The sequence below is a fragment of the Streptomyces glaucosporus genome, from assembly GCF_039533345.1.
Taxonomy (GTDB): Bacteria; Actinomycetota; Actinomycetes; order Streptomycetales; family Streptomycetaceae; genus Streptomyces; species Streptomyces glaucosporus.
The window spans coordinates 26,433-40,814 of sequence record NZ_BAAATJ010000006.1; the positions used below are offsets into that span (position 1 = coordinate 26,433).

The 14,382-nt window shown below is 76.4% G+C and carries 13 protein-coding genes; 8 read left to right on the forward strand and 5 right to left on the reverse strand.

Annotated features, from left to right (window positions below; translation table 11 throughout):
• The first annotated feature begins 28 nt into the window (after positions 1-28).
• From ABD358_RS09210 to ABD358_RS09220, 3 genes are all read left to right on the forward strand, one after another.
• On the forward strand, positions 29-1,270 hold the full coding sequence (locus tag ABD358_RS09210) for a DUF5685 family protein (protein ID WP_344630399.1): 1,242 nt from the start codon (positions 29-31) through the stop codon (positions 1,268-1,270).
• Positions 1,271-1,489: 219 nt separating this feature from the next.
• Positions 1,490-2,386, forward strand: coding sequence for a S1 family peptidase (locus ABD358_RS09215; RefSeq protein WP_344630400.1), 897 nt, complete (start codon positions 1,490-1,492; stop codon positions 2,384-2,386).
• Between the two features lie 298 nt (positions 2,387-2,684).
• The gene (locus tag ABD358_RS09220) at positions 2,685-3,764 is read left to right on the forward strand and encodes a S1 family peptidase (protein WP_344630401.1); all 1,080 of its coding nucleotides are present in this window, start codon (positions 2,685-2,687) and stop codon (positions 3,762-3,764) included.
• Between the two features lie 93 nt (positions 3,765-3,857).
• Here the strand turns inward: ABD358_RS09220 and ABD358_RS09225 are convergent, their stop codons facing one another.
• Together ABD358_RS09225 and bdeA are read right to left on the reverse strand one after the other, a co-directional pair.
• Complete coding sequence (locus tag ABD358_RS09225; protein WP_344630402.1) at positions 3,858-4,886, reverse strand: aspartate-semialdehyde dehydrogenase; 1,029 nt, start codon at positions 4,884-4,886, stop codon at positions 3,858-3,860.
• Between the two features lie 185 nt (positions 4,887-5,071).
• The gene (gene bdeA, locus ABD358_RS09230; RefSeq protein ID WP_344630403.1) at positions 5,072-6,016 is read right to left on the reverse strand and encodes a bis(hydroxyethyl) terephthalate hydrolase; all 945 of its coding nucleotides are present in this window, start codon (positions 6,014-6,016) and stop codon (positions 5,072-5,074) included.
• Between the two features lie 248 nt (positions 6,017-6,264).
• Between bdeA and ABD358_RS09235 the strand changes: the two genes are divergently transcribed.
• From ABD358_RS09235 to ABD358_RS09245, 3 genes are all read left to right on the forward strand, one after another.
• Complete coding sequence (locus ABD358_RS09235; protein WP_344630570.1) at positions 6,265-7,446, forward strand: acyl-CoA dehydrogenase family protein; 1,182 nt, start codon at positions 6,265-6,267, stop codon at positions 7,444-7,446.
• Positions 7,443-8,567: an acyl-CoA dehydrogenase family protein gene (locus ABD358_RS09240; RefSeq protein WP_344630404.1), complete on the forward strand. Its 1,125-nt coding sequence runs from the start codon at positions 7,443-7,445 to the stop codon at positions 8,565-8,567. Before ABD358_RS09235 ends, ABD358_RS09240 begins: the two co-directional genes overlap by 4 nt.
• A 364-nt stretch (positions 8,568-8,931) precedes the next feature.
• Positions 8,932-9,324 (forward strand): hypothetical protein, encoded by a 393-nt coding sequence (locus tag ABD358_RS09245; RefSeq protein ID WP_344630405.1) that lies wholly within the window; start codon positions 8,932-8,934, stop codon positions 9,322-9,324.
• Positions 9,325-9,379: 55 nt separating this feature from the next.
• On the opposite strand, the gene ABD358_RS09250 is transcribed toward ABD358_RS09245, so the two are convergent.
• Both ABD358_RS09250 and ABD358_RS09255 read right to left on the reverse strand, forming a co-directional pair.
• Positions 9,380-10,015 carry a response regulator gene (locus ABD358_RS09250; protein ID WP_344630406.1) on the reverse strand — a complete coding sequence of 212 codons (636 nt, stop codon included), beginning with the start codon at positions 10,013-10,015 and terminating at the stop codon, positions 9,380-9,382.
• Positions 10,012-11,232 (reverse strand): sensor histidine kinase, encoded by a 1,221-nt coding sequence (locus tag ABD358_RS09255; RefSeq protein WP_344630407.1) that lies wholly within the window; start codon positions 11,230-11,232, stop codon positions 10,012-10,014. The genes ABD358_RS09250 and ABD358_RS09255 overlap by 4 nt, the downstream gene beginning before the upstream one ends.
• A 171-nt stretch (positions 11,233-11,403) precedes the next feature.
• On the opposite strand from ABD358_RS09255, the gene ABD358_RS09260 reads away from it, so the two are divergent.
• Together ABD358_RS09260 and ABD358_RS09265 are read left to right on the forward strand one after the other, a co-directional pair.
• On the forward strand, positions 11,404-12,492 hold the full coding sequence (locus ABD358_RS09260; protein WP_344630408.1) for an ABC transporter permease: 1,089 nt from the start codon (positions 11,404-11,406) through the stop codon (positions 12,490-12,492).
• On the forward strand, positions 12,489-13,178 hold the full coding sequence (locus ABD358_RS09265) for an ABC transporter ATP-binding protein (RefSeq protein ID WP_344630409.1): 690 nt from the start codon (positions 12,489-12,491) through the stop codon (positions 13,176-13,178). The genes ABD358_RS09260 and ABD358_RS09265 overlap by 4 nt, the downstream gene beginning before the upstream one ends.
• A gap of 151 nt (positions 13,179-13,329) precedes the next feature.
• On the opposite strand, the gene ABD358_RS09270 is transcribed toward ABD358_RS09265, so the two are convergent.
• Positions 13,330-14,379, reverse strand: a complete 1,050-nt coding sequence (locus tag ABD358_RS09270; RefSeq protein ID WP_344630410.1) for a lytic polysaccharide monooxygenase auxiliary activity family 9 protein — start codon at positions 14,377-14,379, stop codon at positions 13,330-13,332.
• Between the last annotated feature and the right edge of the window lie 3 nt (positions 14,380-14,382).

Here is a 14,382-nt window from a genome sequence, read left to right on the forward strand (position 1 = left end):
TCATGGATCAAGGACAGCGGGGGGAACCTTGTTCGGCATCATCAGGCCGTGCCGGCACCGCCTGGACGAGGGGCAGCGGGCCGCGTGGACGGCCCATCTGTGCGGCCTGTGCCTGGCGTTGCGCGGCGACCACGGCCAGTTCGCCCGGGTCGTCACCAACTACGACGGGCTGGTGGTCTCGGTGCTGACCGAGGCTCAGGTCCCGCGCCCGGCCGGCGGCCGCGGCGCGCTGCGGCGCACCGCGGGTCCGTGCCCGCTGCGGGGGATGCGCACGGCCTCCGTGGCCCGGGGGGAGGGGGCCCGGCTGGCGGCGGCGGTCTCCCTGGTGCTGGCCTCGGCGAAGGTGCGCGACCACGTCGCCGACGGCGACGGCCTGCTGGCGCGGCGTCCGGTGGCCGCGGCGGCGCGCCGGGTGGCGGCCGGCTGGGACCGGGCGGGCGCCCGCACCGGCTCCGAACTCGGCTTCGACACCTCGGTGCTGACGGAGGCCGTCGAGCGGCAGCCGCTGGTGGAGGCCGCCGTGGGGCCGGGCACTCCGCTGCCGGCGGTCACCGGGCCCACCGAGACCGCGACGGCCGCCGCCTTCGCCCACACCGCCGTCCTGGCCGGCCGGCCGGGCAACGCGGCGCCGCTCGCCGAGGCCGGCCGGCTCTTCGGCCGGCTGGCGCACCTGCTGGACGCGGTGGAGGACCTGGCCGCCGACGAGGAGGCCGGCGCGTGGAACCCGATAGCCGTCACCGGCACGCCCCTGCCGGAGGTGCGGAGGCTGTGCGACGACGCGGTGCACGGCGTACGACTGGCGCTGCGGGACGTGGAGTTCGCCGACGAGGAGGGCGCGGCCCTGGTGCGCGCGCTGCTCGGCCGCGAGCTGCGGCACGCGGTGGACAGGGCGTTCGCCGCCGGGAGCGCCGGCCCGTCCCGCACGGGAGCACCCCGCCCCGGAGCCCCGTATCCCGGAGCCCCGTATCCGGGAGGGCCGTATCCGGGAGCCCCGTATCCGGGAGGGCCGTTCCCTCCGCAGCCCGGAGGACCGCGGCGGCGGCGGGGGCCGGTGGCCGGATGTGCCGTGTGGTCGGCGCTGTTCTGCACCGGCCAGATTTGCTGTCGCGCGGAGTACGACGATCCCTGGGAGGAACGCAAGCGCGAGGGGTGGTGCCACTCCTGCGACTGCTCGGGGTGCGGTGACTGCGGCAGTTGCTGCGACTGCTGCAACTGCTGCAGCCAGGAAGGCGGTTGTGATTGTTGCGACTGCGACTGCGGATGCAGTTGACATGGACAGTGCGTAGCTGATGTCCGATATATGGGGCGGCCGGTGCGCTGAGCGCAGCATTTTGCCGGCCGACCCCTTGCGCGGGGTGAACGGACGTGTGAATACTCCCCCACAGTGCTTGTCGGGAACGCGTCAACAGCGGGTTCCCGGTGGCGCCGCGCGTGCCCGTGCCCCACCACACGGGTGTCCCCCCGTTTCCTTCACAGGAGGAAGAAACCAGTGAGGATCAAGCGCACCTCCCCCCACGCCGCTCCGGCCAGACGCGGTCGCGTCCGTCTCCTCGCCGCGGCCTCCGGTGTCGTGGCCGTCGCCGCCCTGACCGTCCCCTCCTCGGCGAACGCCGAGCCCGCCCCCTCGCCGGCGACCCAGGTCGCCATGGCGAGCAAGGCGATGAAGACCGCCGACGTCGCCGGCACCGCCTGGTACACCGACAAGGAGACCAACACCCTGGTCGTCACGGTGGACAGCACCGTCAGCGAGGCCGAGATAGCCAAGATCAAGAGGACCGCCGGGGCCGGCGCGGACGCGATCCGCGTCGAGCGCACCCCCGGCACGTTCAACAAGCTGATCTCCGGCGGCGACGCGATCTACAGCGGCGGCGGGCGCTGCTCCCTGGGCTTCAACGTCCGCAGCAGCAGCGGCCAGGACTACTTCCTGACCGCCGGCCACTGCACCGAGGGGTCCTCCACCTGGACCAGCGGCTCCACCACCCTCGGCACGACGGCCGGAACCAGCTTCCCGGGCAACGACTACGGCATCGTCCGCTACACCAGCTCGGTCAGCCGCCCCGGCCAGGTCGGCAGCCAGGACATCACCCGCGCCGCCAACCCGTCCGTCGGCCAGACCGTCTACCGCCGCGGCAGCACCACCGGCACCCACAGCGGCCGTGTCACCGGCCTGAACGCCACCGTCAACTACGGCGGCGGCGACATCGTCTCCGGCCTGATCCAGACCAACGTCTGCGCCGAGCCCGGCGACAGCGGCGGCCCGCTGTACTACGGCACCACCGCCTACGGTCTGACCTCCGGCGGCTCCGGCAACTGCCGCACCGGCGGCACGACCTTCTTCCAGCCGGTCGTCGAGGCGCTGAACGCGTACGGCGTGAGCGTCTACTGATCCTCGCCGGCGGCCCCGCCCCGGGCCCGAGGACCACGCAGCACGAGAACCCCCGTCCGGCAACCGCCGGGCGGGGGTTCCCGCGTCCGCGGCCACGGGCGCGGCGCCGGGGCGCCGGCTCGACATGCCGGAAGAGGAGAGTCCGGGGATGATGGCCAGCACCGGACCGGTCGCCCCGGGTGTGCGATCAGTGACTGTGAGTGTGCACGCCCGCCGGGCGAGGAAGGATGACCGAGCCGGACATTCCTCCGGGGCCGCCCCGGTTCGGGTGGCCCCACCCCCCACGGGAGGCACACAGTTGAAGCACCAACGGACATTCGCACGGCGCGCGGCCGTCGCGGGCGCGGGCGCGGCGGCGTTCCTGTGCGGCACCCTCGTCCCGGCGAGCGCGGACCCGGCCCCCTCGGCGGGCGCCGCGCCGGCCCCCCTCACGGCCGCCGCCGCCACCGAGCTGGCCTCGTCCCTCGCGGGCGACCTCAAGGACGACATGGCGGGCGCCTACTACGAGGCCGGCGCGCGGAAACTGGTGGTCAACGTCCTCGGCGAACCGGCGGCGGACAGGGCGCGGAAGGCCGGAGCCGAGCCCCGGGTCGTCCGGCACTCCCTCGCCCAGCTCGAGACCGTGCGGAAGGACCTCACGGCCAAGGCCGTCCCCGGCACCGCGCGCGCCGTCGACCACCGGCTCAACAAAGTCGTCGTCACCGCGGACGCCACGGTGGAGGGGGAGGCCCTGAGAGAGCTGGAGAGGCAGGTCGCCGCGCAGGGGGACAAGGCGGTCCTCAGGCGCGCCCGGGGCGAGTTCGCCCCCTTCGCCGAGGGCGGCGAGGCCATCTGGCGCGGTGACCGGGCACGCTGCACGCTCGGCTTCAACGTCGTCCGGAACGGCCTGCCGTACTTCCTGACCGCCGGCCACTGCGGCCGGCTCCTCGACACCTGGTCCACGACCCGCGGCGGAAGGACCGTCGGCGTCACCGTCGCCAGCAGCTTCCCCGGCGACGACCACTCCCTGGTGCGCTACACCGCCCGGGTCGAGCACCCCAGCCGGGTGAACCTCCACAACGGCGCCAGCCAGGCCATCACCCGGGCGGCCGACCCGATCGTCGGCCAGCGGGTGTGGCGCAGCGGCAGCACCACGGGGCTGCGCAGCGGGGAGGTCGTGGCGACGGACGTCTCCGTCACCTATCCCCAGGGCACGGTCGACAACATGATCCAGACCACCGTCTGCGCCGAACCCGGCGACAGCGGCGGCCCGCTGTTCTCCGGCGAGACCGCCCACGGCCTCACCTCCGGCGGCGCCGGCGACTGCCGCACCGGAGGCGTCACCTTCCACCAGCCGGTGACCGAGGCGTTGCGGGACCACGGCGCCCGGCTCGGCTGACGCCCGGCGCCGCGCGGTCCCCCGGACGGCCCCTCCGGGGGACCGCCGCCGTCCCCGGGCGAGGGCCCGGGGACGGCGCGCCGCGGCGGACGCCTAGCGGGACTCGGCCGCGACCAGCTCCGCGATCTGGACGGCGTTGAGGGCCGCGCCCTTGCGGAGGTTGTCGCTGCTGCAGAACAGGGACAGGCCGTGCTCCACGGTCTCGTCCGCGCGGATCCGGCCCACGTAGGTCGGGTCCTGGCCCGCCGCCTGCTGCGGGGTCGGGACCTCGGAGAGGGCCACGCCCGGCGCGCCCTCCAGCAGCTCCAGGGCGCGCTGCGGGGTGAGGGGACGCTCGAAGCGGGCGTTGATCTGGAGCGAGTGGCCGGTGAAGACCGGCACCCGCACGCAGGTGCCCGAGACCTTCAGCTCCGGGATGCCCAGGATCTTGCGGCTCTCGTTGCGGAGCTTCTGCTCCTCGTCGGTCTCGCCCCGGCCGTCGTCCACGATGGAGCCGGCCATCGGCAGCACGTTGAAGGCGATCGGGCGCACGTACTTGTCCGGCTCGGGGAACTCCACGGCGGAGCCGTCGGAGGCCAGGCGGGTGGCGTCGCCCTCGACCGCCTTGCGGACCTGCTCGTCCAGCTCGGCGACGCCGGCCAGGCCGCTGCCGGAGACGGCCTGGTAGGTGGAGACCACCAGGGCCGTCAGCCCCGCCTCGGCGTGGAGCGGACGCAGCACCGGCATCGCGGCCATGGTGGTGCAGTTCGGGTTGGCGATGATGCCCTTGGGCCGCTCGGCGGCGGCCTGCGGGTTCACCTCGGAGACCACCAGCGGGACCTCGGGGTCCATCCGCCAGGCCGAGGAGTTGTCGATGACGACCGCCCCGGCGGCGGCCACCTTCGGGGCCAGCTCGCGGGAGGTCGCGCCGCCCGCGGAGAACAGCACGATGTCCAGCCCCGCGTAGTCGGCCGTCGCGGCGTCCTCGACGGTGACCTCGCCGTCCTTCCAGGGCAGCGTCCGTCCCGCCGAGCGGGCCGAGGCGAACAGCCGCAGCTGCTCCACCGGGAAGTTGCGCTCGGCCAGGATCCGGCGCATCACACCGCCGACCTGACCGGTGGCTCCGACGATCCCGATTCTCATGGGGCTCCTTCTCATCGTGGGTGTCCCGCCCGTCAGCCTCCTACCCTGCCCTGCCCGAACCGGAGGTGCCAATTCCTTTGTGCTACGTCACATTCCGCGCGGTCGGCCGCGCACGCGCCGGTGGCGGCCGCCGCGGGCGACCGCCACCTTTCCGCCGGAATCCGTCCGGCGTCCGAAGGACCGCGTCAGTGCGGGCAGTTGCCGCGGAACTCCTCGATGGCCAGGCTCGGCCGCGGCAGCGGGCACAGGAACTGCTCGTAGCGGGTGTCGTCGTCCACGAAGCGCTTCAGCCAGGAGATGCTGTACTTCGCGATCTCGGTGTTGGAGGTGTTCGGCGCGAAGTGCGTCGCGTTGTTCAGCTCCATGTACGCCCGGTCCGTGGAGGTGGGCAGGCTCTCGTAGAACGGCTCGGCGTGGGAGCTCACCGGGGCGATGGTGTCGCCGTCGGCGCCGACGACGAACGTCGGCACGGTGATCTCGCGCCAGGTCTTGTCCGTGTTCCACGGGGTGAGCGGGATCGCCGCCTTCAGCGAGGGCCGGTCCTTGGCGGCCTCCAGGCTGCCGCCGCCGCCCATGGAGTGGCCCATGACCGCCAGCCGGCCGCTGTCGATCCTGCTGCGGACCGAGCTGCGCTGGGTGAGGTAGTCCAGCGCGGCCAGGAGCTGGTCGCCCCGGCTGGCCGGCTGGTCGAGGCGGGTGTTGGTGTCGATGGTGAAGACCACGAAGCCCTGCGAGGCCAGGCGCGGGCCGAGCCAGGCCATGCTGGACTGGTCGGCGGTGAAGCCGGGGGAGACCGCCACGGCGCCGAAGGTGCCGTCGGCGGTGGTGGTCGGGTAGTAGATCGTCCCGCCTCCGAAGCCGGTCACCGCCAGGGAGGAGACTCTGGTCTCCGAGACCGCGTAGGGACCGCGGAGGGCCTCGATGCTCCGCTCCGTGGGGTCCGGCCCGCGCTCGTAGGGGTTGTCCGCCGCGGCCTGGGCGGTGCTGCCGGCGGCCTGGGCGGTGGGCAGGGCGGCGCCCGCGCCGCCGAGGACCAGGGTCAGGGCCACGCCCAGTTTCGCCAGGCGGTGCCGGGAGGTGCGCCCGGGCCGTCCCGCGGCCGGTGCGGCGTCGTGCTGCTGCGGCTCCATGAGGGTTTTCTCCCTATGGGTAGGGGGGGTTGCCTTGGGGGGTGGAACAGGCGTCATCGTGATGCCGGAGGGAGCCGCTCCGCATCGGTGAAATCACCGGCCTCCCGTCCGTCCCCGCCGGGGAGGAGGGAACGGGCCGGAGGCCGCACCGCCGGAACCGTTGACGTACCGGTCGGTATGCCCTGAGGATGAGCAAGCGCTTAGTCGTGGCCCGCGAAGGAGAACCCGTGCCCCCTGCGAACGCCCCCGTGACCGATCCGGAGGAGCTGCGCCGCCGTACCCGGGCGCTGCTCGCCGCGCACGACCCGGCCGCCACCGGCCGGCTCGACTTCCTGCGCGCCCGCTACGACGCGGGACTCGCCTGGGTGCACTTCCCCCACGGCCTCGGCGGCCTGGACGCGCCCCGCTCCCTCCAGGCAGTCGTCGACGCCGAGCTGGCCGCCGCCGGCGCCCCCGACAACGACCCAGGGCGCAACGGCATCGGCCTGGGCATGGCCGCGCCCACGATCCTGCGGTACGGCACCGAGGAGCAGAAGAAGCGCTTCCTGCGCCCCCTGTGGACCGGCGAGGAGGTGTGGTGCCAGCTCTTCAGCGAGCCCGGCGCCGGCTCCGACCTGGCCGCGCTCGCCACCCGCGCGGTGCGCGACGGCGACACCTGGGTGGTCGACGGGCAGAAGGTGTGGACCTCCAGCGCCCACAACGCCCGCTGGGCCATCCTGATCGCCCGCACCGACCCGGACGTCCCCAAGCACCGCGGCATCACGTACTTCGTCTGCGACATGACCGACCCCGGCGTCGAGGTCCGCCCGCTGCGCCAGATCACCGGCGAGGCGGAGTTCAACGAGGTCTTCCTCACCGGCGTCCGCATCCCCGACGCCCACCGCCTCGGCGGGGTGGGGGAGGGCTGGAAGGTCGCCCAGACCACCCTCAACAACGAGCGCGTCGCCATCGGCGGCCAGCGGATGCCGCGCGAGAGCGGCATGGTCGGCAAGGTCGCCGCCACCTGGCGCGAACGCCCCGAACTGCGCACCCACGGCCTCCACCAGCGGCTGCTGTCCGGCTGGGTGGGCGCCGAGGTCGCCCGGCTCACCGGCGAGCGGCTGCGCCAGCAGCTCGCCGCCGGCCACCCCGGTCCCGAGGGCGCCGGGATGAAGCTCGCCTTCGCCCGGCTGGCGCAGGAACTCAGCGGACTGGAGGTCGAGCTGCTCGGCGAGGAGGGCCTGGCCTACGACGACTGGACCATGCGCCGCCCGGAGACCGTGGACTTCACCGGCCGCGAGGCCGGCTACCGCTACCTGCGGGCCAAGGGCAACTCCATCGAGGGCGGCACCTCGGAGGTCCTGCGCAACATCATCGCCGAACGGGTGCTGGGCCTGCCCGCCGAACCCCGCACCGACAAGGACGTGCCCTGGAAGGAGCTCGCCCGATGACCGACCTTCTCTACTCGGAGATCGAGGAGGAGCTGCGCTCCAGCGTCCGCGCGCTGCTGGCCGACCGCTGCCCGCACCAGGGCGTCCTGGCCCGCTGCGAGACCCCCGAGCCGTACGACCGGAAGCTGTGGCAGGCCCTCGCCCGGGACGTGGGCGCCGCCTCCCTGGCCGTGCCCGAGGAGGCCGGCGGAGCCGGGGCCTCGGTGCGCGAGGTCGCGGTGGTGCTGGAGGAACTGGGCCGGGCCGCCGCGCCCACCCCGTACCTCGGCAGCACCGTCCTGGCCGGCACCGCCCTGCTCGCCCCGGAGCCCGGCGACGGAGCGGCGGAGCTGCTCGCCGCCCTCGCCTCCGGCGAGCGCACCGCCACCCTGGCGGTGCCCCTGTCCACCGCCCCGGGCGCGCCCTTCCCCGCCGCCGTACGGGCCGACGGCGCGGGCGCCCTGACCGGCACGGTCACCTCCGTGGCGGACACGGGGACCGCCGACGTCCTCCTCGTCCCCGCCGTGGCCGGGGACGGGCCGGGGCTGTACGCCGTCGACACGGACGCCGCGGCCCTGACCGTCACCCCGCGCACCTCCCTGGACCTCACCCGGCCGCTGGCCGACGTCACCCTCGCCGGCGCCGCCGCCCGGCGGCTGGCCGGACCCGGCGACGCCCCGGCGGCGCTGGAGCGCGCACTGCTCACCGGTGCCGGACTGCTCGCCTCCGAACAGCTCGGGATCGCCGAGTGGTGCCTGACCACCACGGTGGCGTACCTCGGGGACAGGCGGCAGTTCGGCCGCCCGCTCGGCTCCTTCCAGGCGCTCAAGCACCGCCTCGCCGACCTGTGGCTGGACGTGGCGGGCGCGCGGGCCGCGGCCCGGTACGCCGCCGCCACCCTCGCCGCCGGGGACCCGGACGCCCCTGTGGCCGTCGCGGTGGCCGCCTCCCACTGCGGGGAACTGGCGGTGCGGGCGGCCGAGGAGTGCGTCCAGCTCCACGGCGGCATCGGGATGACCTGGGAGCACCCGGCGCACCTGTACCTCAAGCGGGCCAAGGCCGACCAGATCGCGCTGGGCACCCCGGACCGCCACCGCGCCGCGCTCGCCGGCCTGGTGGACCTGCCGGCGCCGGCGGCCTGAGCCCGGCCCGGGACGCCCCGGGAGACGGGCCGCGGACGGCCGGGAGCGGAGCACACCGCTCCCGGCCGTCCCCGTACGCCCCGCGTCCCGCGGGGGCGCGGGGCATGTGGACGGCTTGCCCGCATGGTGAGACGGCCTCTCCGCGGCGGCCGGCCCGTGCGAGAATCCCGCCATGCAGCACCGGCTCATTATCGGCGCCGGCGTGCCGGCACCGAGGTGACCCGGGGGTGATCCCCCCGGGCGGCTCACCGCCCGCACGCAGACCTCTCGCGTTCCGCGAGGGGTCTTTTTGTTTTCGCGATCGACGGACCCGACCCCAGCGGCCCCACCGGGCCCGGCAGACCTGGACAAGGAAGCACCCGCCATGGCACACGACGCCTCCCCCGCCCCCGCCCCGCGCGCCCGGTACGGACCCGGCGGGAACGGCACCCCCGTACCGCCCCGGGGAGGGCCCGGCCCGGCCGGCGACGGCACGGCGTGCGCGCTCACCGTGACGCTCCGGGACAGCCGCGGAGCGCTGGGCCGGATCGCCGCCGCGCTGAGCGGCATGCCGGTGCTGGCACTGTCGTACGCGGTGACGGACGCCGCCCGGGCCACCGCCGAGGTCCGGGTGCCGCAGGGCCACGCCGCCCGTGCCCGCGGCCTGCTGGACCGCATGGTGGAGGCGCTGTCGGTCACCGAGCCGAGGCCCGTCCCCCTCCCGGTGGCGGGGACCCCCCGGAGCACCGCCCGGCCGGGGCCGGCCGGGCGGGCGTAGGCACGGCGTCGCGGCCGTGGCGGCCCCCTCCGCCGGGGCCCGCCGCGGCGCGGCCCTACCGGCGGATGAGGCCGAGCCCGGTGGCGGCGGCGACGGCGGCGGTGCGGGAGTCGACGCCGAGCTTGGCGTAGACGCGGGCCAGGTGGGACTTGACGGTCCCCTCGGTGAGGTGGAGCCGGGCGCCCACGGCCCGGTTGGACAGGCCCTCCGCGACCAGGGCCAGGACCTCGGTCTCGCGGCGGGTCAGGGCGGCGCCGGGGGTGCGCAGCCGGCTCACCAGCCGGTCCGCGACGGCCGGGGCCAGCGCGGTACGGCCCGCCGCGGCGGTGCGCACGGCGGCGGCCAGGTCCTCCGGCGGGGCGTCCTTGAGGAGGTAGCCGGTGGCGCCGGCCTCGATGGCGGGCAGGATGTCGGCGTCGGTGTCGTAGGTGGTGACGATCACCACGCGGGGGGCTCCGGGACGGGCGGTGATCGCGGCGGTGGCCTCGGCGCCGTTCATCCCCCCGCCGAACCGGAGGTCCATGAGGACGACGTCGATGCCGCCCGCGGCGGCGCGGGCGACGGCGTCCTCGGCGGTGGCGGCCTCGGCCGCCACCTCGATGCCGGGTTCGGTCTCCAGCACGGCGCGGAGCCCGGCCCGCACCACGGGGTGGTCGTCGGCCAGGAGCAGGCGGACGGCGGCGCCGGTCACGGGCGGGTCCCGGGCCCGGGGCCGGAGGGCCGGCCGAGGGGCAGCCGGGCGGTCAGGGCGGTGCCGCGTCCGGGGGCGGAGTCGACGGTGAGGGTCCCGCCGAGGGCGCCGGCGCGGGCGCGCATGGCGGCGAGCCCGAATCCGCCGGCCTCCGCGCCGGGGGCGGGCACGGGCAGGCGGCCGGGAGCGAAGCCGCGTCCGTCGTCGGTGATCTCCACGGCGACGTGGTCGCCCCGGTAGCCGAGGGCGACCTCGGCGGTGGCGGCCCCGGAGTGGCGGACGGTGTTGGCGAGGGCGGACTGGGCGATGCGCAGCAGCGCCACCTCGTGCGCGGTCGGCAGCGGTACGGGCTCGCCGGTGAGGCGGAACCGCGTGGCGATCCGGTGGCGGGCGCCGGTGGTGGCGCACAGGCGCTCCAGGGCGCCGGCCAGGGTGGCGCCCTCCAGAGCGGGAGGGGCGAGGGCGGCGACGAGACGACGGGCCTCGGCGAGGTTGTCGGCGGCGGCCCGGCGGGCCTGGCCGATGTGGCGGGCCGCGTCCTGCGGAGCACCGGGCAGGGCCCGCTCGGCGGCGCGCAGCAGCAGCTGGATGCTGGACAGGCCCTGGGCGAGGGTGTCGTGGATCTCGCGCGCCAGGCGTTCGCGCTCGGCCAGCACACCGGCGGTGTGCTGGGCGGCGGCCAGATCGGCGCGGGTGGCGGTGAGCTCCTCGATCAGGCGCCTGCGCCGCTCGCTCTCCCGGTACAGGGCCTGGTACCCCCGGACCACCGCCACCGCCACGGCGGCGCCGAGGGCCGGCCCGATCGCCGTCGCCGCGTCGAAGGAGCCCCGGTGGGCGGCGAAGCCCCCGACGGCCGCCGCCGCGGTGGCCGCCACGGCGGCGAGGCCGGTGCGGCGCGGCAGCAGGTGGAGCTGGAGGAAGTACAGCGGGAACGCCACCCACACCCCGTCGGCGGACAGGGCCAGCAGCGCCAGCCAGGCGGCGCCCACGGCGGCGAGCCACAGCGCGGCGGCCCGCCGCGAGCGCTCCACCCGGGGCAGCGCGGGGCCGGCCGCGTACGCCAGGCCGCACACCGCGGCCGCGGCGACGGCCCCTCCGGCGTGGGGACCGCCGCCGGCCGCGGCCCGGCCGGCGGCCAGGGCGAGCAGTCCGGCGACCAGCAGGTGGAGGCACCAGGCCAGGGCCCGGGTGGTGGGGACGGGGGCGATGGCGTTCACAGTCCTTTCATCCTAAGGAGAAGGCCCGTGGCGAGGCCTCTGTCGAAAGTTGGAAACCGCGTGCGGCCTTTCGAAGCGCCGTTTTCCGTCCTGGGCGGGATGCCCGCGCGGAGGGCCGGCGGCGACGGTGGGGACGTACCGCTTCCATCCCCCGAAAGGACGGGCCGCACCGTGTTCGTCGCCTGGAGAGACCTGAGATCCGCCAAGGGACGCTTCGCCCTGATGGGCGCCGTCGTCGTGCTGATCACCCTGCTGGTCGGGCTGCTGTCCGGGCTGACCGCCGGCCTGGGCCGGCAGAACACCTCCGCGATCACGTCCCTGCCCGCCGGCCTGATCGCCTTCGACGCGCCCGCCGGCGGGGAGGACCTGTCCTACTCCGACTCCGCCGTCACCGGGGAGCAGTGGCGGCGGTGGGCCGGGACGCCCGGCGTGCGCAGCGCCGAACCGCTGGGCATCGCCGCCGCGAAGGCCACCGCCGGGGACAGGAGCGCCGGGGTGTCCGTCTTCGGCGTCCGGCCCGGTTCCGCGCTCGCCCCCGAAGGCGACAGGATCGGCGGACGCGCGGCGGTCCTGTCGGAGCCCGCCGCCGCCGGCCTCGGCGTGGCGGCGGGCGACACCCTCACCCTCGCCGGGCAGCGGCTGACCGTCGCCGCGGTGAGCGGCGACGCCTCCTTCAGCCACACCCCGGTCGTCTGGACCGGTCTCGACGTCTGGCGGAGGGCCGCGCCCCCCGCGGACGGGCCCGACGGGCCGGCCGCCACCGTCATCGCCCTGGACGCCGCCCCCGGAACCGACGTCGAGGCCGCCGACCGGGCGGCGGGCACGAGGACGGTCCCGAAGGAGGAGTCGCTGGCCGCGATCGGCTCCTACGCCTCCGAGAACGGTTCCCTGCGGCTGATGCGCGGCTTCCTGTTCGCCATCTCCGCCCTGGTCGTCGGCGCCTTCTTCGCCGTGTGGACCGTCCAGCGCAGCGGCGACGTCGCCGTCCTCAAGGCCCTGGGCGCCTCCACCGCCGGCCTGCTGGGGGACGCGCTCGGCCAGGCCGCCGTCCTGCTGACGGGCGGCACCCTGGCCGGCGCCGGCCTCGCCGCCGTCCTCGGGGCCCTCGTCGCGGGCCCGGACGTGCCGTTCCTCCTCACCCCCGCCACCGTCCTCGCCCCGGCCGCCGTGACGGTCGCGCTCGGTGTGCTCGGGGCCGCCCTGGCCGTCCGCCGCATCACGTCCGTCGACCCGCTGACCGCCCTGGGGAGCGTCCGATGAGCCTGCGCCTGACCGGCATCACCCTCACCTACCCCGACGGCGACGCCCGCCTGACCGCTCTGGACCGCGTCAGCCTGGAGGTCCCCGGGGGGAGCCTGACCGCCGTCGTCGGCCCCTCCGGTTCCGGCAAGTCCAGCCTCCTGGCCGTCGCCGCCGGCCTCGTCGCCCCCGACGCCGGCACCGTCACCGTCGACGGCGCCGACACCACCGGCATGACCCGCGGCGAACTCGCCCGTCTGCGCCGCCGGAAGATCGGCATCGTCTTCCAGCAGCCCAGCCTGCTGCCCTCGCTCACCGCCGCCGAACAGCTCCAGGCGATGGCGTGGATCGACGGCCGCTCACCGGCCGGGGCCCGCGGCCGGGCCATGGAACTGCTGGACGCCGTCGGCCTCGCCGCGCAGGCCGGGCGGCGGCCCCACCAGCTCTCCGGCGGCCAGCGGCAGCGGGTCGGCCTCGCCCGCGCCCTGATGAACGACCCGGCCGTGCTCCTGGTCGACGAGCCCACCAGCGCCCTCGACCGCGAACGCGGCGCCGCCGTCGTCGACCTGATCGGCCGGCTCACCCGCCGGCGGGGCACCGCGACCGTCCTGGTCACCCACGACCGCGCCCACCTCGCCGCGGCCGACCGGGTCGCCGAGGTCCGCGACGGGCGTCTGCGCCTCCTCACGGCGGCCCGCCGGCCGTAGGGCCGCCCGGCGTACCCGCGGGCCGGGGTCCTCCTCCAGCCCGGCCGGCGGCGCCGGGACGCCGCGGAATCCGTCGAGCCGCCTGTCGCCGGGCCGCGCCGCCGTCGTCCCGGGACGGGGGAGGGCGACGGCGGCGCGGCCCGGATGCCCGTCAGGCGCGGTGGCGGCCGTCCGCGGCGCGGCGGCGGGCGGTCGCCACCGCCACGGCTCCGCCCAGGAGGACGGCCGCGGCGGCGCCCAGGCCGACGGCGGGGGTGGCGCCGTCGCCGCCGGTGCTGGCGAGGACGGCCTCCTCCGCGGCGCGGCCGTTCGGCCCGGGGCCGTCCGCGGGGGCGGCGGGCGCGGCGGAGGAGTCCCGCCCGCTCCGCTCCGCCTCCGGCTCGCCGGAGGCCGTCCGCCCGGACCCGGTGGCGGCATCCTCCCCGGCGGTCCTCCCGCCGTGGTCGCCGTGGCCGTCACCATGCCCGTCGCCGTGGCCGTCGTGCCCGTCGTGCCCGCCCGCGGGCTCCCCGGCGTCCCCGGCGGGCCGCTCGCCGGCCGGGGCGGCGGGGGCCGCACCGCCGCTGCCGCCGAAGGCGACGTCGGAGCAGGAGTAGAACGCCTCGGGGCTGTCCGAGCGCTGCCAGACGACGTAGACCAGGTGGCGGCCGGACCGCTCGGGCACCGTGCCGGAGAAGACGTAGGAGCCGTTCTCCAGCCGGGGGTCGGTGACCTTCGCGAACGGCTCCGGCTCCAGGTCCGACCACGTCAGCGGCTCGGTCGGGTCGTAGCCCTCCCTGGTGATGTAGAGCTCGAAGGTGCCCCTGTGCGGAGCGGTGGCCCGGTAGCGGAAGGTGCGCTCGCCGGCGGTCACGGGGGTGGCGGGCCAGTCGGCGCGCGGCAGGTCCAGGCCCCGGTACTTGTCGCGGCCCGCGCTGCACAGCTTCCCGTCGGGAACGATCTGCCGGTGGCGCCCGGCGGCGTCGGCGATGTTCACCTCGTGCCAGTCGTACAGCGGCTGGGTGCCGCCGGCGGCGACGAGCGCCCGGCACGCCGCCGAGTCCGGGCTCTCGGGCCCCTCCGCGTGGCAGGCGGCGATCCGGCTGACGGGGTCGGACAGGGAGCCGTGGGCGGCGGTGGGCGAGGCGGTCGCCACGGTCAGGGCGAGGGCCGCGACGCCCGTGGCGGCGAGGGCGGCGGCGGTCCTGCGGCGGGTGGTCATCGT

Excerpts from the sequence above, each read along its gene's own strand:
- ABD358_RS09225 (WP_344630402.1), bottom strand. The coding sequence starts at position 4,886 with ATGAGAATCGGGATCGTCGGAGCCACCGGTCAGGTCGGCGGTGTGATG.
- ABD358_RS09240 (WP_344630404.1), top strand. The coding sequence starts at position 7,443 with ATGACCGACCTTCTCTACTCGGAGATCGAGGAGGAGCTGCGCTCCAGC.
- ABD358_RS09270 (WP_344630410.1), bottom strand. The coding sequence starts at position 14,379 with ATGACCACCCGCCGCAGGACCGCCGCCGCCCTCGCCGCCACGGGCGTC.
- ABD358_RS09245 (WP_344630405.1), top strand. The coding sequence starts at position 8,932 with ATGGCACACGACGCCTCCCCCGCCCCCGCCCCGCGCGCCCGGTACGGA.
- bdeA (WP_344630403.1), bottom strand. The coding sequence starts at position 6,016 with ATGGAGCCGCAGCAGCACGACGCCGCACCGGCCGCGGGACGGCCCGGG.
- ABD358_RS09265 (WP_344630409.1), top strand. The coding sequence starts at position 12,489 with ATGAGCCTGCGCCTGACCGGCATCACCCTCACCTACCCCGACGGCGAC.